Source organism: Pantoea deleyi (assembly GCF_022647325.1).
Lineage (GTDB): Bacteria > Pseudomonadota > Gammaproteobacteria > Enterobacterales > Enterobacteriaceae > Pantoea > Pantoea deleyi.
This window is the reverse complement of sequence record NZ_CP071405.1, coordinates 341,242-366,869: the sequence shown is the minus strand read 5'-3', so window position 1 is coordinate 366,869 and position 25,628 is coordinate 341,242. Positions and strand designations below refer to the sequence as shown.

The 25,628-nt window shown below is 59.3% G+C and carries 23 protein-coding genes; 13 read left to right on the top strand and 10 right to left on the bottom strand.

The window, feature by feature from the left end; genetic code table 11:
- Nucleotides 1-13: 13 nt before the first annotated feature.
- Nucleotides 14-340 carry a thiosulfate sulfurtransferase GlpE gene (gene glpE, locus J1C59_RS01670; RefSeq protein ID WP_208721887.1) on the bottom strand — a complete coding sequence of 109 codons (327 nt, stop codon included), beginning with the start codon at nt 338-340 and terminating at the stop codon, nt 14-16.
- A gap of 227 nt (nt 341-567) precedes the next feature.
- On the opposite strand from glpE, the gene glpD reads away from it, so the two are divergent.
- From glpD to mdcH, 9 genes are all read left to right on the top strand, one after another.
- Nucleotides 568-2,073: a glycerol-3-phosphate dehydrogenase gene (gene glpD / locus J1C59_RS01665; protein WP_128086737.1), complete on the top strand. Its 1,506-nt coding sequence runs from the start codon at nt 568-570 to the stop codon at nt 2,071-2,073.
- A 256-nt stretch (nt 2,074-2,329) separates the two neighbouring features.
- Nucleotides 2,330-3,985 carry a malonate decarboxylase subunit alpha gene (gene mdcA, locus J1C59_RS01660; protein WP_128086736.1) on the top strand — a complete coding sequence of 552 codons (1,656 nt, stop codon included), beginning with the start codon at nt 2,330-2,332 and terminating at the stop codon, nt 3,983-3,985.
- Nucleotides 3,985-4,845, top strand: a complete 861-nt coding sequence (locus J1C59_RS01655; RefSeq protein WP_140917384.1) for a triphosphoribosyl-dephospho-CoA synthase — start codon at nt 3,985-3,987, stop codon at nt 4,843-4,845. The genes mdcA and J1C59_RS01655 overlap by 1 nt, the downstream gene beginning before the upstream one ends.
- A gap of 8 nt (nt 4,846-4,853) precedes the next feature.
- A complete protein-coding gene (gene mdcC, locus J1C59_RS01650) occupies nt 4,854-5,153 on the top strand; it encodes a malonate decarboxylase acyl carrier protein (RefSeq protein ID WP_128086906.1) in 300 nt (99 codons plus the stop codon).
- Nucleotides 5,146-5,979: a biotin-independent malonate decarboxylase subunit beta gene (locus J1C59_RS01645; RefSeq protein ID WP_128086905.1), complete on the top strand. Its 834-nt coding sequence runs from the start codon at nt 5,146-5,148 to the stop codon at nt 5,977-5,979. Before mdcC ends, J1C59_RS01645 begins: the two co-directional genes overlap by 8 nt.
- Nucleotides 5,979-6,779, top strand: coding sequence for a biotin-independent malonate decarboxylase subunit gamma (mdcE, locus tag J1C59_RS01640; RefSeq protein WP_128086904.1), 801 nt, complete (start codon nt 5,979-5,981; stop codon nt 6,777-6,779). Before J1C59_RS01645 ends, mdcE begins: the two co-directional genes overlap by 1 nt.
- A gap of 134 nt (nt 6,780-6,913) precedes the next feature.
- A complete protein-coding gene (locus tag J1C59_RS01635; protein ID WP_128086903.1) occupies nt 6,914-7,873 on the top strand; it encodes an AEC family transporter in 960 nt (319 codons plus the stop codon).
- A 1-nt stretch (nt 7,874) separates the two neighbouring features.
- Complete coding sequence (locus tag J1C59_RS01630; RefSeq protein WP_140917385.1) at nt 7,875-8,492, top strand: malonate decarboxylase holo-ACP synthase; 618 nt, start codon at nt 7,875-7,877, stop codon at nt 8,490-8,492.
- A complete protein-coding gene (gene mdcH, locus J1C59_RS01625) occupies nt 8,489-9,391 on the top strand; it encodes a malonate decarboxylase subunit epsilon (RefSeq protein WP_128086860.1) in 903 nt (300 codons plus the stop codon). The genes J1C59_RS01630 and mdcH overlap by 4 nt, the downstream gene beginning before the upstream one ends.
- On the opposite strand, the gene J1C59_RS01620 is transcribed toward mdcH, so the two are convergent.
- The 7 genes from J1C59_RS01620 to asd all read right to left on the bottom strand — a co-directional run bounded on the left by J1C59_RS01620 (nt 9,372) and on the right by asd (nt 21,380).
- The gene (locus tag J1C59_RS01620; protein WP_128086861.1) at nt 9,372-10,307 is read right to left on the bottom strand and encodes a LysR family transcriptional regulator; all 936 of its coding nucleotides are present in this window, start codon (nt 10,305-10,307) and stop codon (nt 9,372-9,374) included. The two genes, mdcH and J1C59_RS01620, sit on opposite strands and share 20 nt — an antisense overlap.
- A gap of 174 nt (nt 10,308-10,481) precedes the next feature.
- Nucleotides 10,482-12,929: a glycogen phosphorylase gene (gene glgP, locus J1C59_RS01615; RefSeq protein ID WP_140917386.1), complete on the bottom strand. Its 2,448-nt coding sequence runs from the start codon at nt 12,927-12,929 to the stop codon at nt 10,482-10,484.
- An 18-nt stretch (nt 12,930-12,947) separates the two neighbouring features.
- Nucleotides 12,948-14,381, bottom strand: coding sequence for a glycogen synthase GlgA (gene glgA, locus J1C59_RS01610; RefSeq protein ID WP_128086095.1), 1,434 nt, complete (start codon nt 14,379-14,381; stop codon nt 12,948-12,950).
- Between the two features lie 63 nt (nt 14,382-14,444).
- Nucleotides 14,445-15,737 carry a glucose-1-phosphate adenylyltransferase gene (gene glgC, locus J1C59_RS01605; RefSeq protein ID WP_111140383.1) on the bottom strand — a complete coding sequence of 431 codons (1,293 nt, stop codon included), beginning with the start codon at nt 15,735-15,737 and terminating at the stop codon, nt 14,445-14,447.
- Nucleotides 15,738-15,747: 10 nt separating this feature from the next.
- Nucleotides 15,748-17,730: a glycogen debranching protein GlgX gene (gene glgX, locus J1C59_RS01600; RefSeq protein WP_128086096.1), complete on the bottom strand. Its 1,983-nt coding sequence runs from the start codon at nt 17,728-17,730 to the stop codon at nt 15,748-15,750.
- Complete coding sequence (gene glgB / locus J1C59_RS01595) at nt 17,727-19,910, bottom strand: 1,4-alpha-glucan branching enzyme (protein ID WP_128086097.1); 2,184 nt, start codon at nt 19,908-19,910, stop codon at nt 17,727-17,729. Before glgB ends, glgX begins: the two co-directional genes overlap by 4 nt.
- Before the next feature lie 360 nt (nt 19,911-20,270).
- Complete coding sequence (asd, locus tag J1C59_RS01590) at nt 20,271-21,380, bottom strand: aspartate-semialdehyde dehydrogenase (RefSeq protein ID WP_128086098.1); 1,110 nt, start codon at nt 21,378-21,380, stop codon at nt 20,271-20,273.
- 219 nt (nt 21,381-21,599) lie between these two features.
- Between asd and J1C59_RS01585 the strand changes: the two genes are divergently transcribed.
- From J1C59_RS01585 to J1C59_RS01570, 4 genes are all read left to right on the top strand, one after another.
- Entirely contained in the window at nt 21,600-22,193 is a 594-nt protein-coding gene (locus J1C59_RS01585) for a YhgN family NAAT transporter (RefSeq protein WP_111140387.1), read from the top strand.
- Between the two features lie 226 nt (nt 22,194-22,419).
- Nucleotides 22,420-22,899, top strand: a complete 480-nt coding sequence (locus J1C59_RS01580; protein ID WP_242281353.1) for a hypothetical protein — start codon at nt 22,420-22,422, stop codon at nt 22,897-22,899.
- Nucleotides 22,896-23,321 carry a hypothetical protein gene (locus J1C59_RS01575; RefSeq protein WP_128086100.1) on the top strand — a complete coding sequence of 142 codons (426 nt, stop codon included), beginning with the start codon at nt 22,896-22,898 and terminating at the stop codon, nt 23,319-23,321. Before J1C59_RS01580 ends, J1C59_RS01575 begins: the two co-directional genes overlap by 4 nt.
- Nucleotides 23,318-23,626, top strand: a complete 309-nt coding sequence (locus tag J1C59_RS01570; protein ID WP_233498989.1) for a DUF805 domain-containing protein — start codon at nt 23,318-23,320, stop codon at nt 23,624-23,626. Before J1C59_RS01575 ends, J1C59_RS01570 begins: the two co-directional genes overlap by 4 nt.
- 33 nt (nt 23,627-23,659) lie before the next feature.
- Here the strand turns inward: J1C59_RS01570 and gntU are convergent, their stop codons facing one another.
- The gene (gene gntU, locus J1C59_RS01565) at nt 23,660-25,000 is read right to left on the bottom strand and encodes a gluconate transporter (RefSeq protein WP_111140391.1); all 1,341 of its coding nucleotides are present in this window, start codon (nt 24,998-25,000) and stop codon (nt 23,660-23,662) included.
- A 2-nt stretch (nt 25,001-25,002) separates the two neighbouring features.
- A complete protein-coding gene (gene gntK / locus J1C59_RS01560; protein ID WP_128086101.1) occupies nt 25,003-25,539 on the bottom strand; it encodes a gluconokinase in 537 nt (178 codons plus the stop codon).
- Nucleotides 25,540-25,628: the final 89 nt, after the last annotated feature.

Genomic DNA, 25,628 nt, shown 5'->3' with positions numbered 1-25,628 from the left:
GACGAGCCGCCGTCTATTCACTGCCGAGGGCGACCTGCTGGGGAAAAGCAGCACGCCAGGCATCGAAGCCGCCATCGATGCTGTACGCTGCGCTGAAGCCCTGGCCCAGCAGATACTGTGCTGCGCTTTTGCTGCTGTTGCCGTGATAGCACATCACCAGCACCGGCAGGCTCTGGTCGGCACCACTGATAAAGTCGCTGAGGTTGGTGTTGGTCAGATGCAGCGCGCCGGCCGCATGCCCCAGGGCGTAACTCTGCGGATCGCGGATATCCACCAGCAGCGCACCCTGCGCCAGACGCGCCTGCGCCTGCTGCACATCAATACATTCGAACGTTTCCATGGGATCTCTCATAACAGCATCACGATAGCGCGTAGTGTAACCCGATAATCCACGCCGATAACCTGACAATCGTTACGGGTATCGGTTTTTTTGGTGGGCAGAATGTTAGCTATATCACGCAAAATTGTTTTTAGCGGGTTAAATGCTGGCGTAAATGTTGGTTTGTGATTATGATTATGCTCGAAAACGAACATTAGTGAACTATTCCGAACATCGGAGGAGATGACGTGGAAACCAAAGACCTGATCGTGATCGGCGGCGGCATCAACGGTGCCGGCATTGCAGCAGACGCTGCAGGACGCGGACTGTCGGTGTTAATGCTGGAGGCGCGGGATCTGGCTTGCGCGACCTCCTCTGCCAGTTCAAAACTGATTCACGGCGGCTTGCGCTACCTTGAACATTACGAATTCCGCCTGGTCAGCGAAGCGCTGGCTGAGCGTGAAGTGCTGCTGAAAATGGCCCCGCATCTGGCGTTCCCGATGCGCTTCCGTCTGCCGCACCGTCCGCATCTGCGTCCGGCGTGGATGATCCGTACCGGCCTGTTTATGTATGACCATCTCGGCAAGCGCACCAGTCTGCCGGGTAGTAAGAGCTTGCGCTTTGGCGCAGATTCGGCCCTGAAGCCGGAGATTACGCGCGGATTCGAATATTCTGACTGCTGGGTGGACGACGCCCGCATGGTCGTGCTGAATGCACAGGAAGTGGTGAAGCGCGGCGGCGAAGTGCGTACCCGTACCCGCGTGACCCGCGCCTGGCGCGAAGGCGGCCTGTGGAAGGTGGAAGCGGAAGATGTCGACAGCGGCAAAATCCACACCTGGCAGGCAAAAGGCCTGGTCAATGCGGCTGGCCCGTGGGTCAAGCAGCTGTTCGACGATGGCCTGCAACTGAAATCGCCGTACGGCATCCGCCTGATCAAAGGCAGCCATATCGTGGTGCCGCGCGTGCACACCGAGAAGCAGGCCTACATTCTGCAGAACGAAGATAATCGCATCGTGTTTGTGATTCCGTGGATGGATGAGTTCTCCATCATCGGCACCACCGACGTGGAGTACAAAGGCGATCCGAAAAACGTCCATATCGATGACAGCGAAACCGAGTACCTGCTGAAAGTGTTCAACGGACACTTTAAAAAGCAGCTGACCGCCGACGATATCGTTTGGTCTTACTCCGGTGTGCGTCCGCTGTGTGATGACGAATCGGATTCCCCGCAGACGATCACCCGCGATTACACCCTGGACGTGCGCGACGACAACGGTCAGGCTCCGCTGCTGTCGGTGTTCGGCGGCAAGCTGACCACTTACCGTAAGCTGGCAGAACATGCGCTGGAGAAACTGGCGAAGTACTACCCGAACGCCGGTCCGGCCTGGACGAAGAACTGCGTACTGCCGGGCGGCAATATCAACGGCACCAGCGACGACTACGCGGCCAGCCTGCGTCGCCGCTATCCGTTTATCAGCGAAAACATGGCGCGTCACTTCTCGCGCACCTACGGCAGCAATACCGAAACCCTGCTGGCGGGCGCGAAGAGCCTGAACGATCTGGGCGAGAACTTCGGCCATGAGTTCTACGAAGCGGAGTTGCGCTACCTGGTGCAGCATGAGTGGGTGCGTGAACTGGATGATGCGATCTGGCGTCGTACCAAACAGGGCATGTGGCTGACCAAAGAGCAGCAGGCCCGCGTCGCCGAATGGCTGGCAGCGAAAGCGAAACCGGTTCTGTCGCTGGCTTCATAAGCAGATTCCCCCTTCATCATGAAGCAGGCTCCGGCCTGCTTTTTTTATGCCTGTCCGCCGGGGTCACATTCAGATCCGGCGTAGACATGAGCGTCATCGTTAACGGCTTAGACGCAGTACGTCGCTCTCCCTCCCCCGCGCATCATTACTTTAAACCTAACGTTCCGCCTTTTTGCTTAATTGAACAGGGTGGGCATAAAGCACAGACTTTATTCAGCAAAAACGTAACCAGATCGATTCCAATCAGGAGGTTGAAATGAACACAGGCCAAACGCCTGCCCGGGAGTGGAACACACGCCGCAGTGAGAAAGCGCGTCGTATGGCCTCCTTTCCCCTTGATGGCAAAGTCATTCCTGTGGAAAGAGCCACAGAAGCGCTGGAACAGTTAATCGCCCCCGGCGACCGGGTGGTTCTGGAAGGGAACAACCAGAAACAGGCGGACTTCCTGTCCCGCACCCTGGCGCAGGTGAACCCGGCGAAGATCCACGACCTGCACATGATTATGCCCAGCGTCGGCCGCAGCGAACATCTCGACATTTTTGAAAAAGGCATCGCCCGCAAACTCGACTTCTCCTTTTCCGGTCCGCAGAGCCTGCGCATGTCGCAGCTGCTGGAGGATGGCCAGCTGGAAATCGGTGCTATCCACACCTACATCGAACTCTACGCCCGCCTCTATGTTGATCTCAGCCCGAATGTGGCGCTGATTGCCGGTTACAAAGCCGACCGCAAAGGCAACCTCTATACCGGTCCGGGTACTGAAGATACCCCGGCGCTGGTGGAAGCCGCAGCGTTTCGCGACGGGATCGTTATCGCTCAGGTGAATGAACTGGTCGACGATGAAACCGACCTGCCGCGCGTCGATATTCCCGGCTCGTGGATCGACTACGTTGTGGTCGCCGACAAACCCTTCTTTATCGAGCCGCTGTTTACCCGCGATCCGCGCCTGATTAAACAGGAACATATCCTGATGGCAATGATGGCGATCAAGGGCATCTACGCCGAGCATCAGGTGCAGTCGCTCAACCACGGCATCGGCTTTAACACCGCCGCGATTGAGCTGCTGCTGCCCACCTACGGCGAACAGCTGGGTCTGAAAGGCAAAATCTGTAAGCACTGGGCGCTGAACCCGCACCCGACGCTGATCCCGGCGATTGAGAGCGGCTGGGTGGAGAGCGTGCACTGCTTTGGCGGCGAGCTGGGGATGGAAGAGTATATCCGCGCCCGCCCCGACATCTTCTTTACCGGCAGCGATGGCTCGATGCGATCTAACCGCGCCTTCTGTCAGCTGGCGGGCCAGTACGCGGTCGATATGTTTATCGGCGCGACCCTGCAGGTGGACGGACTGGCGAACTCCTCGACCGTGACCCGTGGCCGGCTGTCCGGCTTCGGTGGCGCACCGAACATGGGTCATGACCCGCACGGCCGCCGTCACGCCTCTCCCGCCTGGCTGAATATGATCACCGAGCCGGATCCGATGCAGCGCGGTAAGAAACTGGTGGTGCAGATGGTGGAGACCTTCCAGGCCGGGGCCAAACCGACCTTTGTGGAAAAACTCGATGCGGTCGATGTCGCCAAATCCGCCGGTATGCCGCTGGCACCGGTCATGATCTACGGCGATGACGTCACCCATGTCCTGACCGAAGAGGGCATCGCCTATCTCTACCGGGCGGAGAGCCTGGAAGAGCGTCGCGCCATGGTTGCCGCCGTCGCGGGTATTACCGATATCGGTCTGGGCGTCGATGCCGCCCGCGTCACCGCGCTGCGTAAAAGCGGCAAAGTGGTCTACCCGGAAGATATGGGTATCCGCCGCTCCGACGCGACCCGCTCCCTGCTGGCGGCCGGCAGCGTCGCCGACCTGGTTGAATGGTCAGGCGGCCTGTACAACCCACCCGCTAAATTCCGGAGCTGGTAATGAAACTGCTGTCACCGACCCAGAGCGAGGCGCAGGCCAGCCAGCTGGCCACGATTGCGCGTGATTGTCTGATCGATGAAGCCCGTCTGAGCCCTAAGCCGGGTCTGGTCGACAGTCGGGGAAACGGCGCGCATCAGGATCTGACGCTGGCGCTGATGGAGCGTTCCGCTCACAGCCTGGAGCCCGCCTTTCTGGCGCTGGCCCGTCACAGCTGGCTGCGCCCCGCCGATATCGCCCTGCGCGAAACGGTGGGCCGCCTGGGCCGCGACGGCGAACAGCAGATGATGGCGGCGACCGGCGGCGTGAACACCCATCGCGGCGCAATCTGGGCGCTGGGCCTGCTGGTCAGTGCCGCAGCGATGCTGGGTGGCACCGGCCGGGCGGCTCAGCTGACCCGCACCGCGGCCGCGCTCGCCAGCCTGCCGGATAGTGGCGCGCCAAAACAGTTCAGCAAAGGGCTGAAAGCGACCCACCGCTATCGGGTGCCTGGCGCACGCGAAGAGGCACAGCAGGCGTTTCCGCACATCATGAAACTGGCGCTGCCGCAGCTGATGGCCAGCCGGGCGGTGGGTGCCAGCGAAAGCGAAGCCCGGCTGGATGCGCTGATGGCGATCATGACCTCGCTCAGCGACACCTGTGTGCTGTCGCGTGCCGGCATGACCGGGCTCAACGCGATGCAACAGGGCGCGCGCGCCGTTCTGCTGGCGGGCGGCTGCCACACCGCAGAGGGCGCACAGGCGCTGGCGCGGCTCGACCGCCGGATGCTGGCGCTCAACGCCTCACCGGGCGGGGCTGCTGATCTGCTGGCCGCGACGCTGTTTATCGATCGGGTCTGTTCGCCTGAACACTCATATTTTTAGAGGCCATTATGGAACACATCACATTATCTCTACCTGCTAACCGCCTGCTCAGTGGCAGAGCGCTGGCCGGGGCCGTTGGTTCCGGTGATATGGAAGTGCTGTACACCGCAACCCCAGGCCAGACGCTGAGTATTGCTATCACCACCTCACTGGATAACAGCGACGCCCGCTGGAAGGCGCTGTTTGATCGCCTGAATCTGATCAGCGGCCTGCCCGCTGGCGAGCTGATTATCCACGATTTCGGCGCGACGCCCGGCGTGGCGCGCATCCGTATTGAACAGGTTTTTGAAGGGGTGAGCCATGCGTAACGATGCCAGCTTTATTGAACTACGGGCCCGTGAACGCGCCCATGCGCTGCTCGATGCGGGCAGCTACCGTGAACTGCTCGATCCCTTCGAAGGCATCATGTCGCCGTGGCTCGCCCCGCAGGGTGTGGTTCCGCAGTCGGATGACGGCATGGTGGTGGCGCGCGGCACGCTGAACGGTCAGCCAGCGGTGGTGATTGCCATCGAAGGCACCTTCCAGGGCGGCAGCATGGGCGAAGTCTCCGGCGCGAAGATGGCCGCAGCGCTGGAGCTGGCGGCGGAAGATAACCGCAACGGCATTCCGACCCAGGCGGTGCTCTGCCTGGAAACCGGCGGCGTGCGCCTGCAGGAGGCCAACCTGGGCCTGGCGGCGATTGCTGATATCCATGCGGCGATTGTCGATCTGCGCCGCTATACCCCGGTGATCGGCATCATCAGCGGCACCGTGGGCTGCTTTGGCGGCATGTCTATCGCCGCCGCGCTCTGCAGCTACCTGATTGTGACGCGTGAAGCCCGTCTGGGGCTGAACGGCCCGCAGGTCATCGAGCAGGAGGCGGGCATTGAAGAGTATGACTCACGCGATCGGCCGTTTATCTGGAGCATGACCGGCGGCGAGATCCGCTACGCCAGCGGCCTGGTCGATGCGCTGGTCGATGACGGTATCAACGCCGTGAAAACGGCCATGCAGGAGTTTATCGACAGAGGCGTCCCGGCGCAGCATCGCAGCGACAACTATGACGATTTCCTGTCACGTCTGACGCAGTTCGACACCCGCCAGCAGGCGGATACCGCGCAGATCAAACAGCTTTTTGCCCGGGAGGAGAAATAATGACGCAGACACGCAGCCGCGGTGCCACCTGGCTGGAAAAACTGGCACCCCATGCGCAGCGCCTGAGCGGCCTGTGCGCCTCTGTTCAGGTGGCTGACGGCCAGCTCAACGGTGAAATCGTTCGCTTTGTCGCGGTGGTGCCCGATGCGCATAACCACTATCCGCGCGCCGCACAGGGCGAAGTCGGCCTGCTGGAGGGCTGGACGCTGGCGAAGGTGGTAAATGAAACGCGTGAAGCGGACAAACACTGCGCCGTGAAGCGCCCGATTGTGGCGGTGATTGATGTGCCGAGTCAGGCCTATGGCCGCCGCGAAGAGGCGTTCGGGATCCACCAGGCGCTGGCGGGTGCGACGGGTGCCTATGCCGGTGCGCGCCTGGACGGTCATCCGGTTATCGGCCTGATTGTCGGCAAGGCGATGTCCGGCGCGTTTCTGGCGCACGGTTATCAGGCTAACCGCCTGATTGCGCTCAACGATCAGGGCGTTCTGGTGCACGCCATGGGCAAAGCGTCAGCGGCCCGCATTACGCTGCGGTCCGTGGAGGCGCTGGAAAAACTGGCCGCCACCATTCCGCCGATGGCGTATGACGTCGATAACTTCGCCACCCTGGGCCTGCTCGCCGATCTGCTGAACGTGGCCGATCCCGATGCGCCGTCCGATGCGGATGTCGCGATGGTCGAAATCGCCCTGCAGAAGGCCATCAGCGATGCCCGTCAGGATCCGAGCCTGAAGAGCCGCCTGGGGGCGGCCAACCGTCACAGCTCTTCCCTAGTACGCGAGCGCATGCGCGCGACCTGGTAAAAAACATAAAAAATAAACCTGCCTAAACCGGTCTGATGGGGCGCATCAACGCGTGCGCCCCGGCGCAGTGGCCGTGTTCAGAATTATAAACATCGCTGTTTTTAAAGAATTTTTCTCTTAATAACAGGTGATTTATGATCTATACAATTGTTCATGCCCTTGCGCCAATCTTCGTCATTATGCTGCTCGGTTTCTGGGCGGGTAAGGCCGGAATGGTCAACAACAAAGATGTCTCGCTGCTCAATATTTTTGTGATGGATTTTGCGCTGCCCGCCGCGCTGTTCAGCGCCACGGTTCAGACGCCGTGGTCGGGCATCGTTGCGCAGTCGCCGCTGATTGTGGTTCTGACCGGCGCAATGTGGATTGTCTATGCGGCCCTCTATTTCCTGGCGACCGGCGTCTTTAAAAAATCGCCGCAGGATGCCGCGGTGCTGACCCTGACGGTCGCCCTGCCGAACTACGCCGCACTGGGCCTGCCGATTCTGGGCAGCGTGCTGGGCGAAGGCTCTGCAACCTCCCTGTCGGTGGCGGTCTCGATTGCCTGCGGATCGGTGCTGATGACGCCTTTCTGTCTGCTGATCCTGGAGCGGGAAAAAGCGCGCAGCGCCGGTGAAAATGTGGGCTCGACGCTGACCATGCTGCCGGTGCTGATGTGGCGCTCGATTAAGAAACCGATCGTCTGGGGCCCGCTGCTGGGCGTGGTGCTGAGCGCATTCGGTATCAGAATGCCGGAGCTGGTGATCGCCGCGATTAAACCGCTGGGTCTGTCGGCCACCGCCGCCGCCCTGTTCCTGACCGGCGTTATCCTCTCGGCCCGTAAGCTGAAATTCAATGCTGTGGTAGGGATCGGTACCGTTGCCAAGCTGCTGATCCAGCCTTTTGTGGCCTGGGGTCTGGTGCTGGTCATGGGCCTTCACGGTTCGGTGGCGATCACCGCGATCCTGATGATTGCGCTGTCGGCCGGTTTCTTCGGTGTGGTATTTGGCAATCGCTTTGGCGTACAGTCACCCGATGCGGAAGCGGTGCTGCTGCTCAGTTCGCTTCTCTCCGTTTTATCGTTACCGCTGTTCATTACGCTGACATCAGGAATGTAATATGTGCGATCCCCGCCCCCACGATCTGCTCTGGCTGCGAACCCGCCGTGCGTTAGCCACGCTTCAGGAGAACTGGGTCAGCCAGCACTGGCATCCCGACCTGCCTGTGGTGGTGCGGCGCGATCAACGGGCGTCCGGCTTAATCCCGATTGGCGTGCGCGGCGAGCGTCGTGAGCAGCGCGCCGCTGGCTGGATCTCGCCAGCCGATATCAGCCGGGTGGTGACGCCGGAGAGCCTAGCTGAACGGGTGTGCCTGCTCGCGTCGCCTTTCGCCGCCTGTGCACCGGTCAGCGCGGCGATTCTGCTCAGCGAAACCCGCTGGCCGTGGCGCTGGGGCATCACCGGCAGCACCGGATATGCGCTGGCGACGCAGCGCCCCACGCTGCACGCCGCCAGCGATCTGGATGTCGTGATCCGCGCCCCGCAGCCGCTGCCCCGTGAGGCGCTGCAGCAGTGGCAGGCGCTGACCGCGACGCTGGCGTGCCGGACCGACACCCAGGTGGAAACGCCGTCTGGCGCGTTTGCCCTGGATGAGTGGCTGCGTGAAGGCCGGGTGCTGCTGAAAACCGATACCGGCCCGCGGCTGACCGCCGCCCCCTGGAGCAGAGAGGAACAATGAAAATACTCTTTACCTTTCCCGGTCAGGGCACCCAGCGTGCCGGTATGCTGCAGCATCTGCCCGACGGCGATGCACTGTTAAGTCAGGCGCGGGCGGTGCTGGGCGAGGAGGCCGACCGGCTCGACAGCGCAGAGGCGCTGCGCCACACCCGCGCGGTCCAGCTCTCACTGCTGATTTGCGGTGTCGCCTGGGCGCGTGAGCTCATTCGCCAGGGCGTGGTGCCCGATATCGTCAGCGGCCTGTCGATCGGTGCGTTTCCTGCGGCCGTGATCGCGGGGGCGCTGGATTTTGCGGATGCCCTGCAGCTGGTTGCACGCCGTGGCGATCTGATGGAGCAGGCCTATCCGCAGGGGTATGGCCTGACTGCAATTACCGGCCTGACCCTGAACCGTCTGGAGCCGCTGCTGGCGGGCAGCAACACCTATCTCGCCAACCTCAACGCCGAAACGCAGATGGTGATTGCCGGACGCGATGAGGATATGGCGAGGGTCGCGCAGAAAGCCCTGGAGGCCGGAGCCAACAAGGCGATTAAGCTCGCGGTGAGCGTGCCGTCGCACTGCGCCCTGCTGGACGAACCTGCCGCCGAACTGGCGCGCGCCTTTGAGTCCGTAACGCTCTCCCGGCCCCGCTATGCCTACCTCAGCGGCTCAACCGGGCGGGTTATCCACGATCCCGCCAGGATAGCCGACGATCTCGCCTTTAATATGGCGCGCACGGTGCAGTGGCACGATGCGATGGTGGCCGCCAGCCAGCGCGATGCCCGGCTGGCGATTGAGATGCCGCCCGGCAACGTCCTGACCGGTCTGACGCTGCAGGCGGGCTGGCAGGGTGACGCGATCTGTCTGGAGCGCAACAGCATCGAGGTTGCGCGGCATCTGGCTAAACGGCTGGATCGCTGAGGGTGCGGGCGTACATCCGTCCCTCTGCCGCCAGCGCCAGTAAATCCTGATCGCGTTCGCGCCGGTGGGCGTAGACGATCGCGATCTGCTGACACATCTGATAAGGCCCGGCGAGCGTCAGCAGCTGAATATTGTTTTCATAGACTTTTTTCATTCGGCCGGGGATCAGCGCCAGCCCGATGCCCGCCTGCACCAGGCTAATCATCGAGAAGATGTCATTGACCCGGGTCACCATCCGCGGTTCGAATCCGGCGATCTGAAACGCCTCCTGCGAACCGGTGTAGGTCGCAAAGCCCTCCGCCAGTGAGACAAAATCGCGATCGGCATAGTCACGGAGATCGACCGGCCCGGTGCCGTCCCGCGCCTCGCCAGCTGGGGCGGCCAGGAAGATCCGATCTTCAAACAGCGGGATCACATCGAAATGGGTGTCATTCAGTTCGCCCTCATCGGTGGCGATCAGGATCGCATCCAGCACATCATCTTCCAGCATATCCAGCAGCATCTGATTGGAACCCATCGTCAGATCAAGCTCCAGCGTGGGCCGCCGCAGCTTCATCCCCATGATCAGCCGCGGAATGGTCTCCAGCGTCAGCGAGTAGAGCGTGCCCAGCCGCAGGCGTCCGCCGCCGATGCCCGCTACCTTACGCGCCTCTTCGATGCCCTTTCCCATCAGCGTGGTCACATCGCGACAGTACTCCAGCAGCGTCCACGCGGCGGGCAGCGGCACCAGGTTACGGCCCTTGTGAATAAAGAGCGGGCAGTCGATCCCCTCCTCCAGCGTGTGCAGCGCGCGGTGTACGCTGACGCTGCTCAGATCGAGCGCCTCCGCCGTTCGCGCGATATTGCCCTTACTCATAAACATCATGAAAACGCTGAGCTTACGGAAGGTAATTTCCTGGTTGATGTTGTCACTCATTCGCTGGGGTTCCCTGCTGGCGCATCTGGTTTGTGCCCATAGTAGCGATTCTCTGTCGGGGTGTAATGATCTGGCTCGCACATGCGGAACGGGAGGCGGTTGGAAAAAGGGGAAGCGGTGAGAAGAAGAGAGCGTGCGGCCGGTTTCCTGGCCGCACGGATGTAAACGCCTTGCTTACAGCCTGACCGGCGAAATATTCCAGATCTCGTCGGCGTACTCCTGAATGGTACGATCTGACGAGAAGTAGCCCATCCCGGCGATATTTCTGGCGGCGCGACGCTGCCACTCATCCGGCTTACGGTAGAGCGCATCCACCTTATCCTGGGTGTCCACGTAGCTGCGATAATCCGCCAGTAACTGATAGTGATCGCCGAAGTTGACCAGCGAATCGAACAGATTGCGGTAGCGACCCGGCTCCTGCGGACTGAAGACGCCCGAGGCGATCTGGGTCAGCACCTGATGCAGCTCCTCGTCGCCTTCGTAGTAGTCACGCGGGTTATAGCCCTTTTTACGCAGGGCTTCGACCTGCGGCGTGGTGTTCCCGAAGATAAAGATGTTCTCTTCGCCGACGTGATCCAGCATCTCAACGTTCGCCCCATCCAGGGTGCCGATGGTCAGGGCGCCGTTCAGCGCAAACTTCATGTTACTGGTGCCGGACGCTTCCGTTCCCGCCGTCGAGATCTGCTCGGAGAGGTCGGCCGCCGGAATGATGATCTGCGCCAGGCTGACGCTGTAGTTCGGGATGAAGACGACCTTCAGCTTGTTCTTCACCTGCGGATCGTTGTTGATCACGTTGGCGACATCGTTGATCAGATGAATGATTTGTTTGGCGACGTAGTAGGCCGACGCCGCTTTTCCGGCAAAGATGTTGACGCGCGGCACCCAGTCGGCCTGCGGATCGGCCTTGATACGGTTGTATCGCGTGATCACATGCAGGACGTTGAGCAGCTGACGTTTGTACTCGTGAATACGCTTGATCTGTACATCGAACAGCGCATTCGGATCGAGCACCACATCCAGATTCTTCGCCACCCAGTCGGCCAGCCGGCGCTTGTTCTGATGCTTGGCGACCGCCACCTTTTCGATAAAGGCCGGGTAGTCGATCTGCGCTTTCAGCTCGCCGAGCTGGCTGAGATCGGTACGCCAGTTGCGGCCAATCTCGTCGTCCAGCACCTCAGAGAGCGCCGGGTTCGCCAGCGCCAGCCAGCGACGTGGCGTCACGCCGTTGGTCTTGTTGCAGAAGCGACCGGGAAACAGACGGGAGAAATCGGCAAACAGCGACTGCACCATCAGATTCGAGTGCAGCTCAGAGACACCGTTGACCTTGTGGCTGACGACCACCGCCAGCCAGGCCATGCGCACCCGGCGGCCATCGTTCTCGTCGATGATCGAAATGCGCGACAGCAGATCGATGTCGTCGGGATAGTGATCCTGCACGGTCTTCAGGAAGAAGTCGTTGATCTCAAAAATGATGCTGAGGTGGCGCGGCAGGATCTTGCCGATCATGTCCACCGGCCAGGTCTCCAGCGCTTCGCTCATCAGCGTGTGGTTGGTATAGGAGAAGACCTGACAGCAGACGTCGAAAGCGCTGTCCCAGCTGAACTTATGTTCGTCGATCAGCAGGCGCATCAGTTCAGGGATCGCCAGCACCGGATGCGTGTCATTCAGGTGAATGGCAATTTTATCCGCCAGGTTGTCCCAGGTCTGGTGCATCCGCCAGTGGCGATTCAGGATATCCTGCACCGTGGCGGACACCAGGAAATACTCCTGACGCAGACGCAGCTCACGTCCGGAGTAGGTCGAGTCATCCGGGTAGAGTACCCGTGAGACGTTTTCGGAGTGGTTTTTATCTTCCACCGCCGCGAAGTAGTCACCCTGGTTGAATTTACCAAGATTGATCTCGTTACTGGCCTGCGCGCCCCACAGCCGGAGGGTGTTGGTGGCGTCGGTGTCAAAGCCGGGGATGATCTGGTCATAGGCCATCGCCAGAATCTCTTCGGTCTCCAGCCAGCGCACCTTGGTGCCCTCGTGCTGGACGCGACCGCCGAAACGGACTTTGTAACGGGTGTTGAAACGCTGGAATTCCCACGGATTACCATATTCCAGCCAGTAATCCGGCGACTCTTTCTGCTCACCTTCCACGATGTTCTGTTTGAACATGCCGTAATCATAACGGATGCCGTAACCCCGGCCCGGCATGCCCAGCGTCGCCAGCGAGTCGAGGAAACAGGCCGCCAGACGGCCCAGACCGCCGTTGCCCAGCCCCGGATCGTTCTCCTCTTCCATCAGCTCAGCCAGATCCAGACCCATCTCATCCAGCGCCTGGTTGAGATCGTCATAGATCCCCATCGCCAGCAGCGCATTGCCCAGCGTGCGGCCCATCAGGAACTCCATCGACAGGTAATAGACCTGGCGAACATCCTGAGAGAGCTGCGCACGGCTGGAGCGCAGCCAGCGCTCGACCATCCGGTCACGCACCGCCAGCAGCGAGGCGTTGAGCCACTCATGTTTATTGGCGATAGAGGGATCTTTGCCGATGGTAAACATCAGCTTGTAGGCAATCGAATGCTTTAAGGCATCAACCGTCAACGTTGGTGAGGCGTAAGTGAAAGGTGCGTTCATATCCAGTTTCCCAATCCGTTACATCAAACGTTGGTAAAGATCACGGTAGGCTTGTGCCGCCACCTGCCAGCTAAAGTCCATGCCCATCGCCTGACGCTGAACGTAACGCCACAGAGACGGACGGGACCACAACACAAACGCGCGCCGGATAGCCCGCAGCAGCGACCAGGCGTTGGCATCTTCAAAACTGAATCCGCTGGCGATACCGTCGGCCAGGTTCTCTAACGAACTGTCGTTGACGGTATCGGCCAGGCCACCCGTACGGCGCACTAAAGGCAACGTACCATATTTCAGGCCATAAAGTTGTGTCAGACCACAGGGCTCGAAGCGACTCGGCACCACGATCACATCTGCGCCCCCGACAATGCGGTGAGAGAATGCCTCGTGATAGCCAATCTGCACGCCGACGCTGCCCGGATGCTCTGCCGCGGCGGCCAGGAAGCCCTGCTGCAGTTCGGCATCGCCCTGTCCCAGCAGCACCAGCTGGCCACCCTGCGCCAGCAGGCCAGGCAGCGCCTCCAGCACCAGGTCCAGCCCTTTCTGTTTGGTCAGACGGCTGATAACGCAGAACACCGGCGCTTTGTCATCGACCTTGAGGCCCATCGCTACCTGCAGCTGACGTTTGTTCTCAGCCTTCGCTTCCAGCGTGTCGCGGTTGTAGCGCGCGCTGAGCAGCAGGTCATGTGCCGGGTCCCAGATAGAGGGATCGACCCCGTTGAGGATCCCGCTCAGGCGCCCTTCCCGCATCCGCTGCGCCAGCAGGGTCTCCATGCCGTAGCCATACTCTGCCGAGGTAATCTCATGGGCATAGGTCGGGCTGACCGCTGTGACGTGGTCGGCGTAGAACAGTCCCGCTTTCAGGAAGGAGATCTGGCCGTAAAACTCCAGCCCGTGCATGTTAAAGAACGACCACGGCAGGCCAATCTGGTCCATGTGGTGCGCCGAGAACAGCCCCTGATAGGCCAGGTTATGCACGGTAAAGACCGATTTGGCCGGACGGCCGCGCGCTTCCAGATAGGCGCAGGTCAGGCCGGCATGCCAGTCGTGAGCATGCACGATATCGGGACGCCACATGGAATCCATGCCGCACGCCAGTTCACAGCCGACCCAGCCCAGCAGCGCAAAGCGCAGGTAGTTGTCGACATAGGCAAACTGCGACTCGTCATGATAAGGACTGCCGGGACGGTCGTAGAGGCCAGGCGCATCAATTAAATAGATGCCCACACCATTAAATTCACCAAAAAGCAGGCGCATATGACCGGCAAATGTCTCTCGCTCTGTCACTACCTGGAGATCAGGTATGCCTTTGCGCAATGCGGGAAAAGCGGGCAACAGCACCCGCGTATCCGTACCGCCCGCAATCTGCGCCTGAGGTAATGCCCCGACTACATCAGCCAGTCCGCCCGTTTTCAGCAGCGGGAAAAGTTCTGAACAGACATGTAAAACCTGCATCCTCGACCTCATTAAGTTATCCGGCACGCTCCGCGTGCCGATTGCGTAAGTTCCGCTTATCGCTTACAGCCCCGCTTTGGCCAGTCTGGCCAGCATGGCGCGGGTTACCAGCACGATTCCTTCATCCGAACGGTGAAACCGACGACTGTCTTCATCGGGGTTTTCGCCAATCACCATGCCTTCCGGTAACTCGCAGGCGCGATCGATCACGCAGCGACGCAGACGACATGAACGGCCGACAACCACATCAGGCAGCAGGACGGTTGAATCAATATTGCAAAAAGAGTTCACGCGAACCCGGGGGAACAGGACGGAATTGACCACCACCGACCCGGAGATGATGCAGCCACCCGATACCAGCGAGTTCATGGTCATTCCGTGACTGCCGGAACGATCCTGAACAAATTTGGCGGGCGGCAGCGGCTCCATATGGGTCCGGATGGGCCAGGTGACGTCATACATATCGAGCTCAGGCATCACGGAGGCCAGGTCGAGATTGGCGCGCCAGTAGGCTTCCAGCGTGCCGACATCGCGCCAGTAAGGCGGCGCGTTGTCGTCGTTCTGCACGCAGGAGAGCGCAAAGGAGTGCGCATAACCTTCGCCGCTGGCCACGATTTTCGGCAGGATATCTTTGCCGAAGTCGTGGTTGGAGCCTGGCGTCTGCAGATCCTCTTCCAGCAGCTCATAGAGGTAATCCGCGTTAAACACGTAGATCCCCATGCTGGCGAGCGACTGTGTGTCATCACCCGGCATAGTGGGCGGCTTCGCGGGTTTTTCCACGAAGTCGATCACCATGTTCTCTTCATCCACGGCCATCACGCCAAAGGCGGTGGCTTCATGCACCGGCACGGGCAGACAGGCGATGGTACATTTCGCCTCGTTCACCACGTGGTCCAGCAGCATGCGGGAGTAATCCATCTTATAAATGTGGTCCCCGGCGAGGATCACGATGTACTGCGCCTGATAGCGGCGAATCACATCAAGGTTTTGCGTCACCGCATCCGCCGTGCCGCGATACCACTGTTCGGTCGAAAAGCGCTGCTGCGCTGGCAGCAAATCGACAAACTCATTCATCTCTTCGTTGAAGATCGACCAGCCACGCTGGATATGCTGAGTCAGGGTGTGAGACTGATACTGCGTAATCACGCCAATTCGTCGGATACCGGAGTTGACGCAGTTGGAGAGGGCAAAGTCGATAATGCGGAACTTGCCGCCGAAATGCACCGCCGGTTTGGCACGCTTGGCCGTTAAATCGACCAGTCGTGTGCCGCGTCCGCCGGCGAGGATCAGAGCAACCGTCTGTGTAGGGAGCTGGCGGGCCAGCATCAGGTGATCTGTTCTATCTAACTTAACCATGTCTGACTCCTTATGATTGCTTTTGGAACACGCACACGCCGTGTGCGGGACCATGCCAGACAGTTAGCAGGATGGGGTTGTCGTCCCCGGCGAAAGGAGGAAGGGCACGCCATTCTCCGTCTGGTAACACGATGTCATTCACCTTATCCGTGGCGTTTATTGTTATTAACCAGCGGCCGGACAGCAGGATCTGCAATCTGTGCATCCCCTGCGCCCATTCATCGTGTTGCAGTGGCTGGCCACCGGCATTGAGCCACTGCACATTGCCGTCACCGTCCTGCCACCAGCGGTCTGCGGTCAGCGCCGGAATGCGCTGACGCAGACGAATCAGTGCGGCGGTAAATCCGACTAATCCCTTCTCATCCGCCCGCCAGTCAAGCCAGCTCAGGGCGTTGTCCTGACAGTAGGCGTTGTTATTGCCACGCTGCGTATGGCCACGTTCGTCGCCCGCCAGCAGCATGGGTGTGCCCTGCGACAGCAGCAGCGTGGTCAGCAAGGCCCGCACGCTGCGGCGACGCCGCTCAACCACGTCATAAGTGACGTTCAGCCCCTCTTTGCCGTGGTTGTGGCTGTAGTTATCGCCGTGACCGTCGCGGTTATCTTCCCCGTTGGCTTCGTTGTGTTTGCGTTCGAAGCTCACCACATCCCACAGCGTAAAGCCGTCATGGGCGGTAATCAGGTTAACCGTCGCGTGCGGCGCCCGGTCATCGTGCTGGTAAAGATCGCTTGAGGCAGCAAAGCGGCGGGCAAACTCGCCGTTACTTAATGCGCCGTGCAACCAGTAACGACGTGCGGTGTCACGAAACTGATCGTTCCATTCGGCAAACGGCGGCGGAAAACGGCCTACCTGATAGCCGTCAGGGCCGATATCCCAGGGTTCAGCTATCAGCTTGACCTGAGAGAGCAGCGGACAGGCGCGGATCGCGGCAAAAAAGGGCGCATCGCGCTGGTAATCGGGTGTGCGGCCCAGTACCGGTGCCAGGTCGAAGCGGAAACCGTCAACATGGCAGACCCTTACCCAGTAGCGCAGCGCCTCCAGCGTCCACGCCATCACCTGCGGATGGTGGATGTTCAGCGTGTTGCCGCAGCCGGTCCAGTTCTGATACCCCCCCTGCTCGTCCAGCCAGTAGTAGCTGGCGTTATCAATGCCCCGCAGGGAAAGGGTCGGGCCAATCTCATCCAGTTCGGCGGTGTGGTTAAACACCACATCCAGCACCACCTCAATGCCCGCAGCGTGCAGGTTTTTCACCGCCTGCTGGAACTCCTGCAACGGCGTCACCCCCGGCTGACCGGAGCCGTAACGGGGGTCAACCGCCCAGAGCGCAAAGGGGTTATATCCCCAGTAGTTGCTGAGACCGAGCTGCAGCAGCCGCGGTTCGCTGGCGAAATGCGCCACCGGCAGCAGCTCCAGGGTGGTAATCCCGAGCTGACGCAGGTAATCCACCATAACAGGATGACCCAGCGCCGCGTAAGTCCCGCGCAGCGTTTCCGGAATTTCCGGATGCAGCAGCGTCAGACCGCGAACGTGGGCCTCGTAGATAACCGTGCTGCCCCACGGGATGCGGGGGGCGACATCGTCCTGCCAGTCGAAATCTTCCGCAACCACCCGTGACTTCGGCGCGATCGCCGCGTTGTCATGGGGATCGGGCTGCGTTTCCCCGCCATAAAACAGCGGATCGTCCGGTACATCACCCTCTACCGCACGGGCGCAGGGGTCGACCAGCAGCTTCGCCGGATTAAAACGGTGCCCCTGCGCCGGTGCCCAGGGGCCATGCACCCGGTAGCCGTAGCGCTGTCCGGGTCTGAGTGCCGGAATGTATCCATGCCAGATATCCCCACTGCGGCCAGGCAGGTCAAAGCGCACCTCTGTGCCCTCTTCATCAAACAGGCAGAGCTCTACGCGCCCGGCATGCTGGGAAAAGAGAGTGAAGTTAACGCCTTTGCCATCGTAACTGGCACCCAGCGGTTCGGGATCGCCGGCAGTGATGATCATTCCGCCTCCCGCACCAGCCAGACCGTTGCCAGCGGTGGCAGATTGAGGCTCAGCGACTGCGGTCGCCCGTGGCTGTGCTGCTCATCGGTATGCACCCGGTGAATGCGCACATCGCTGCCGTGATACTCATGCTGATCGGTGTTCAGCACTTCACGCCAGTAGCCAGGCTGGTTCACGCCGAAGCGATAGCCCGGACGCGGCACTGGCGTAAAGTTACTGATCACAATGATTTCGTTACCTTCACGGTCACGGCGCACAAAGGCGAAGACCGAGTGCTCCGCATCATCCACGACCAGCCACTCAAAGCCTGCCGGATCGAAGTCGAGCTGATGCAGCGGCGTGTAGTGCTGATAGGTGTGGTTGAGGTCGCGCACCAGACGCTGAACACCGTGATGCCAGTTGTCATCGCCTTCCAGCAGATGCCAGTCCAGGCTGACGTCATGGTTCCATTCGCGGCCCTGCGCAAATTCGTTGCCCATAAACAGCAGTTTCTTGCCGGGGAAGCCCCACATCCAGCCGTAATAGGCGCGCAGGTTGGCGAACTTCTGCCAGGCGTCGCCCGGCATCCGATCGAGAATCGAACGCTTGCCGTGCACCACTTCGTCATGCGACAGCGGCAGCACAAAGTTTTCGGTGTAGTTGTACATCATGCCGAAGCTCATCAGGTTGTGATGATGCTTGCGGTAGATGGGATCGACCTGCATGTAGTCGAGGGTGTCGTGCATCCAGCCCAGGTTCCATTTGAACCAGAAGCCCAGCCCGCCGCCTTCGGTGGGACGCGTCACGCCAGGGTAGTCGGTTGACTCCTCCGCCATCGTGACCGAACCGGGTGCCACGGTGCCGAGCGTGCGGTTGGTGTAGCGCAGGAATTCGATCGCTTCGAGATTCTCGCGGCCACCATACTGGTTCGGCACCCATTCGCCTTCGTTGCGGCTGTAGTCGCGATAGATCATCGACGCCACCGCATCCACGCGCAGGCCATCGATCCCAAAGCGTTCTGTCCAGTAGAGCGCATTGCCTGACAGGTAGTTGCTCACTTCCCGGCGGCCAAAGTTGTAGATCAGGGTATTCCAGTCCTGATGGAACCCTTCGCGCGGATCGCTGTGCTCATAGAGCTGGGTGCCATCAAACCGCGCCAGACCGAAATCGTCGCTGGGGAAATGGCCAGGTACCCAGTCGAGCAGCACGTTCAGGCCCGCTTCATGGGCGGCGTCAATAAAGGCGCGGAACTCATCACGGGTCCCAAAACGGCGGGTCGGCGCATACATCCCCAGCGGCTGATAGCCCCAGCTGCCGTCAAACGGATGTTCGTTGATGGGCAGCAGTTCGATATGAGTAAAGCCCATCTCTTTAACGTAGGGCACCAGCTGTTCAGCCAGCTCTTTGTAGCTCAGCCAGAAGTTGTTGTCGGTGTGACGACGCCAGGAGCCGAGGTGCACTTCATAGATGGAAATGGGCGCATCGAAGCCGTTGGCGGCTTTGCGCTCCTCTTTCATCTCAACCGGCTCGGGCAGGCCGCAGATCATCGACGCGCTCTGCGGACGCATCTGCGCTTCGAACGCATAGGGGTCCGCTTTGATGCGCAGTTCACCGTTGGCGTCGATAATTTCATATTTGTAGAGCTGGCCGTTGACCGCGCCCGGCACAAACAGCTCCCAGATCCCCAGCTCCTGACGCAGACGCATCGGATGGCGGCGGCCGTCCCAGAAGTTGAAGTCACCGACCACCGAGACGCGACGGGCGTTAGGCGCCCAGACGCAGAAGCGGGTACCGAAGACGCCATCAATGACATCACCGTGCGCGCCCAGCGTCTCATAAGGACGCAGGTGTGTTCCTTCTGCCAGCAGCCACAGATCCATCTCCTGCAGCAGCGGGCCGAAGCGATAGGCGTCGTCCACCAGGTTCTGCTGGCCGTGCCAGTTCACCGCCAGCTGATAGCGGAACGGATTTTTACGGCGTGGAATGACGCCACTGAAGAAGCCGCGTGCATCTTCACACACCAGCTGAGCCAGTTTGCGCCCGGTAGAGGTTTCGATGACCCATACTTCAAGCGCTTCGGGGAGCAGTGCCCTGACTTCAAGGCCCTGCGGCGTTCGGTGCATCCCTAGTAACGAAAAAGGGTCGGCATAATTGCCCGCAAACAGGGCATTGATCGCCTCGCGATCGGGAAGCTCTGACATGACTTTCTTCCTGTGATAATTGGCAGCCGAAATGAACGCAACATAGCCTGTGGCGCTTCATCTGCGCTGCTCTTCATTGAGCCATACGTACGACGGCAAAAGGAGTCAGGCCATTCCATGGAAAAAGGTGTTTTGCCGTGTACCACAACCATTTAGTCCGAAAAGCAAAAGCGTTACCTGTGGCACATCATGGTTAAATCATAGCTTGGTCCCGGCAGTTGCCATGGACTTAAGCAAAATATTCTTTGCCGATCGGCAAAAAACGGAAGCCGATCACTGAGTAAGCGAAACGGCAGGCTATTTCGCATACGGCAAAAACAAAAAAGGCCGGATAAATCCGGCCCTTGAAGAAGTTTTCACTCAGTCGATTAACAACCGCAGCATGCGACGTAACGGTTCGGCTGCGCCCCACAACAGCTGATCGCCCACCGTGAAGGCGGAGAGATATTCCGGCCCCATATTCAGTTTGCGCAAGCGGCCTACCGGGGTGGTCAGCGTACCGGTGACGGCGGCGGGTGTCAGCTCACGCATGGTCAGCTCACGGTCGTTCGGCACCACTTTAACCCACGCATTGTGCGAGGCCAGCAGCTGTTCAATGTCGGCCAGCGGCAGGTCGCGTTTCAGCTTCAGCGTAAAGGCCTGGCTGTGGCAGCGCAGCGCACCGACGCGCACGCATAATCCGTCAACCGGGATGATGTCGGTGGTGGCGAGGATCTTGTTGGTCTCCGCCTGGCCTTTCCACTCTTCGCGGCTCTGGCCGTTCTCCAGCTGCTTGTCGATCCACGGGATCAGGCTGCCAGCCAGCGGCACGCCGAAGTTATCGGTCGGCAGCGTGCCGGAACGGGTGAAGTCGGTGACGCTACGCTCGATATCAAGAATGGCAGAAGCCGGATTCTGCAGTGCAGGCGCAACGTGATCGTGCAGCATGCCCATCTGGGTCAGCAGTTCGCGCATGTGGCGCGCGCCGCCGCCAGAAGCGGCCTGATAGGTGGCGACCGACGCCCACTCCACCAGGTTCTGTGCAAACAGGCCACCCAGCGACATCAGCATCAGGCTGACGGTACAGTTCCCGCCGACAAAGGTTTTGATGCCCTGGTCGATGCCCTGGCGGATCACGGCATGGTTGACCGGGTCCAGGATGATGATGGCGTCTTCTTTCATGCGCAGCGTGGAGGCCGCATCAATCCAGTAGCCCTGCCAGCCGCTGTCGCGCAGTTTTGGGTAAACGTCACTGGTGTAGTCGCCGCCCTGGCAGGTAATGATGATATCCAGCGCACGCAGTGCCTCGATATCAAATGCATCCTGCAGGGTGCCCTGCTGCTTACCGGCAAAGGCGGGAGCCGCCTGACCGTGCTGCGACGTCGAGAAGAAGACCGGATTGATTGCATCAAAATCGCGCTCTTCGCTCATGCGGGACATCAGCACAGAGCCGACCATACCGCGCCAACCAACAAAACCTACATTCTTCATGTCGTGTCCGTCTCAGGCAGTTTTACACCTGCTTTTCATTTCAGAGGAGAGAGCGGCATGCTATTTTCACGCCGCTCTGCGTAATAATAAGAGTTACCTGTCTCTGCTCACTCTACAAAATGCAGGGCGGGTAGCAAGTGAATTAATTCGATTACGCTAACTTTTTCAGCAGTGTAACTAATAACCCCGCTTTTTCGCGAACAACTGGGTGCCAGACCGATGACTGAAATGATTTCAGCGACAATATTATTGTTGTTAATTATGGATCCGCTGGGCAATCTGCCGATTTTTATGTCGGTTTTAAAGCATCTGGAGCCGAAACGGCGGCGAGTGGTGCTGATCCGCGAAATGCTGATCGCCCTGATTATCATGCTGCTGTTCCTGTTTACCGGCGAACGCATCCTGGCGTTTCTGAATCTTCGCACCGAAACGGTGTCGATTTCCGGCGGCATCATCCTGTTTCTGATCGCCATCAAGATGATTTTCCCGTCGGCTGAAAGCAGCAGTTCAGGCTTACCGGCCGGTGAAGAGCCGTTCCTGGTGCCGCTGGCCATTCCGCTGGTTGCCGGGCCGTCGCTGCTGGCAACGCTGATGCTGCTGTCGCATCAGTATCCGAATCAGATGTCGCATCTGGTGGGTGCGCTGCTGATCGCCTGGGGCGTAACGGTCGCTATTCTGCTGATGTCAGGTCTGTTCCTGCGTCTGCTGGGCGATAAGGGTGTGAATGCGCTGGAGCGGCTGATGGGCTTGATACTGATTATGCTGGCAACCCAGATGTTCCTGGACGGCATCCGGGCTTATCTGAAGTTATAAGCGCACCTTTGGCCTTTTGAACTGACAAGCATGCAGCCGCATCAATTCAGCCTGTTTATCACAAAGTTACGACATTGAAATGAACAATAATATTAATATAATGCTGTAAAAAAAGGAGATTTCTAGGGCGGGTAGTATCGAAAATTATGCCGGGACAGGTGTCTTTATTATCGTTGAGCGGCTTTATAGCAGGGATGCACCGAACTGGCACGGTGTTGGCGCCTCCATGATGCAGATTCACAAAATGGTTTACCAACTTTATCATAAACAAGATGTTTATCTGGAAGGCGCAAAGATCGAACCCGACAGCGCGACGGTCTGGCAGCGTTTAAAAATCCTGTTTGGCGCGGATTTGGTACAGAAAAATACAGCCGATAGCAGTACCTGCTTTTCTCTCGATTATGCAGGTTCCCGCTTTGTCACTACGCCTTTCTCAGGCGTCAACTCAAAAAAAATCCCGGAATTTTTGACCAGAGAATATACCCTGCCTGGCCGAAACGTGCTGGCCTTTGGCAGCGATCCCTTCCCGCATGTCGGCCTTTATGGCCGTGCAGATGCACGCTTTGTGATGGCGGAGGGCGGTAAAGGTAACCCGACCGCCGCCGCGAAATACGATGCAAAAAGTAAACAGCTGGTGATGGTGGACCCCGGAAAAGAGCTGCCGCAGCGGATGCAGCGGCTGAAAACCCGGAGGGAAATGCAATGAGGTTGTTGTTACCCTTTTTCTTCGGCACGCTCTATCTGATAACAGGTTATCTCTCCCTTCAGGAAGTCCTGGAGTATGCCAGCAGCGGCCATTCAGGGGTGATCACAGATATGCGCAGTTATCTGGTTGCCCCGCTACTCTGCGCGTTACTCTGGCTACTGGTTTATCTGGTAGCCTGGTGGGGTTTCAGAAAAATTGCCACCCTGTCCGTGGCTAAAGAAACAACCTTTCAGTCGCTATTTTTTCTGGCAAATATACTCTGTTTAGCTGGCCTGACCGTTTTATCCGTCCCGGGTCAGAAAGCGGCGTTAAATGACGTGCAACTGATGCAAGTTGACGTCACTGATTTTGCCTGGATTTACTTGCTTGCCGCCGCCATCACGCTGGTTTTTTTTGCTCTGATAAGAAGAAAATGGGCATGAACAGTCTGCCGCAGATGATCAAAAGCTGTCTGCTGCGCACGTTTAACTATGAAGGGCGTGAAGAAAGGACGAGCTATTTTATTTTCCTGCTGTTTCAGCTGGTCTGGTTCTGCAGTTATCTGCAATGGTTTACCGGGCCAGAGCATGAAATAGGCTTAATCGCGCTGCTGCTGTTTATTTTGCCTCTATTTTCCTGCGGGGTGAGAAGAATAAATGACGCTGGCTATTCACGCGGCGTCATTGTCCTTTTGGTAGTAGCACCTTATCTGCTGTTCCCTTTTTTAATCTTCCCCCGCTCGCGGTAAAGAACCTGACGGGCAGATAGCCCGTCAGACTGGTCAGGAAAGCAATTCAAAAGCAATCATCCCGATGACCGCGCCTACAGTGCCGAGAATGGTCTCCATCAGCGTCCAGGTCTTCAGCGTTTCCGCTTCACTGGCCCCGGTAAAGCGGCCAAAGAGCCAGAAACCGGCATCGTTGACGTGGCTGATAATGATGGAGCCTCCGCCGATACAGATCGACAGCGCCGCCAGCTGGGCACCGCTGTAATGCAGCGGTTCAATCACCGGCATGATCAGCCCGACCGTGGTCAGACAGGCGACCGTCGCCGATCCCTGAATAACCCGCACCGCACCCGACAGGATAAAGCAGGCCAGCGCAATCGGCAGGCCCGCGCCGGTCAGCGCATTGCCCAGCACCGGGCCGACGCCAGAGTCCACCAGCACCTGCTTAAACACGCCGCCTGCCCCAATCACCAGCAGGATAATCCCGGCGGGCTGCAGCGCACTGCCGCACACCTGCATCACCCGCTCTTTATCCATGCCCTGACGATAGGCCAGGCCATAGATCGCGACCAGCAGCGCCAGCAGAATAGCGGTAAACGGATGGCCGATAAATTCCAGCCACTCATACAGCGTGGTGCCTTCGGTTGTGAAGCGTGCGCCGATGGTTTTCAGCCCCACCAGCACCAGCGGGAACAGAATCAGCGAGAGGCTGAAGCCAAACGACGGCAGTTTGCTCTCATCAACATCGGGTTGATGATCTTCCGGCGGTGCGCTGAACGTCACGTGCTTGCCGATGAAGTTGCCAAACAGCGGTCCGGCAATCAGCATACCGGGGATGGCGGCGCAGAGTCCCAGCAGGATCATCCAGCCAAAGTCCGCGTGCATCTGCGACGCCAGCAGCATCGGGGCCGGTCCGGGCAACAGAAACGCCGCCGCGGCCGCCACGCCAGCGAACAGCGGAATGACCAGCTTCACCAGATTGCCCCCCGTGCGCCGCGCCACCGCAAACGCGATGCTGATCAGCAGCACAACGGCCACTTCAAAGAAGAGCGGCAGCGCGCAGATCAACCCGGCGATGCCCATCGCATAGTGCGCCCGGCTCTGGCCAAAGGTTTTCAGCATCCGGATAGCAATCTGGTCCACCGCGCCGGTTTCATGCAGGATTTTGCCGAACATCGCGCCAAGCGCGACCACGATCGCGAGGAAGCCGAGCGTGCCGCCCATCCCCTTCTGCATGGTTTCAGCGATTTTATTCAGGGGCATGCCGGAGAACAGCCCGGCACCGATTGACACTAACATCAGCGCGACAAAGGCGTGCATACGCGCCTTCATCACCAGAAAAAGCAGCAGCAGGACAGAGCCTGCTGCGGTCAGAACAAGTGTTGCGGTATTCATCTCTAACCCTGGCTGATCGCGTCCCGGATCGTCGCAACTGTCGCCGCCACAACCTCGTCCAGTGAATGGGTGATATCCACGACCAGCACATCCGGCTCGTCGCTGCCCGGCTCTTCCAGCGTGGCAAACTGCGTCACCAGCATCTGCGGCTTGAAGAAGTGGCCTTTACGCGCTTTCAGGCGGGCTTCGATGGTGTCGAAATCGCCTTTCAGGTAGATGAAACGCAGATTGTCATTTCCCTGACGCAGAATGTCGCGATAACTCTTCTTCAGCGCTGAACAGACAATCACGGAGATCGCCTGGGTGCGCTGCATCGCAAAGGCGGCATCGTTCAGCGCCTGCAGCCACGGCTGGCGATCGTTGTCATCCAGCGGATGACCATCGGCCATCTTCATGATGTTGGCGCGGGGATGGAGAAAATCACCGTCAAGAAAGGCTGTGTTCAGCTGGTGAGAAACCTGGTTGGCGACGGCAGACTTTCCGCTGCCTGAAACGCCCATCAGGATAAAAACGTGATGCGACGGGGATTGCGTAGTCATTTTTCTGCTCCGGCAGGTGAGAATTTGCCAATGTTACCGATAACAATGTCGTTTCTCATTCTCCTGGCCGCTTAACAGCCTGGCAACCT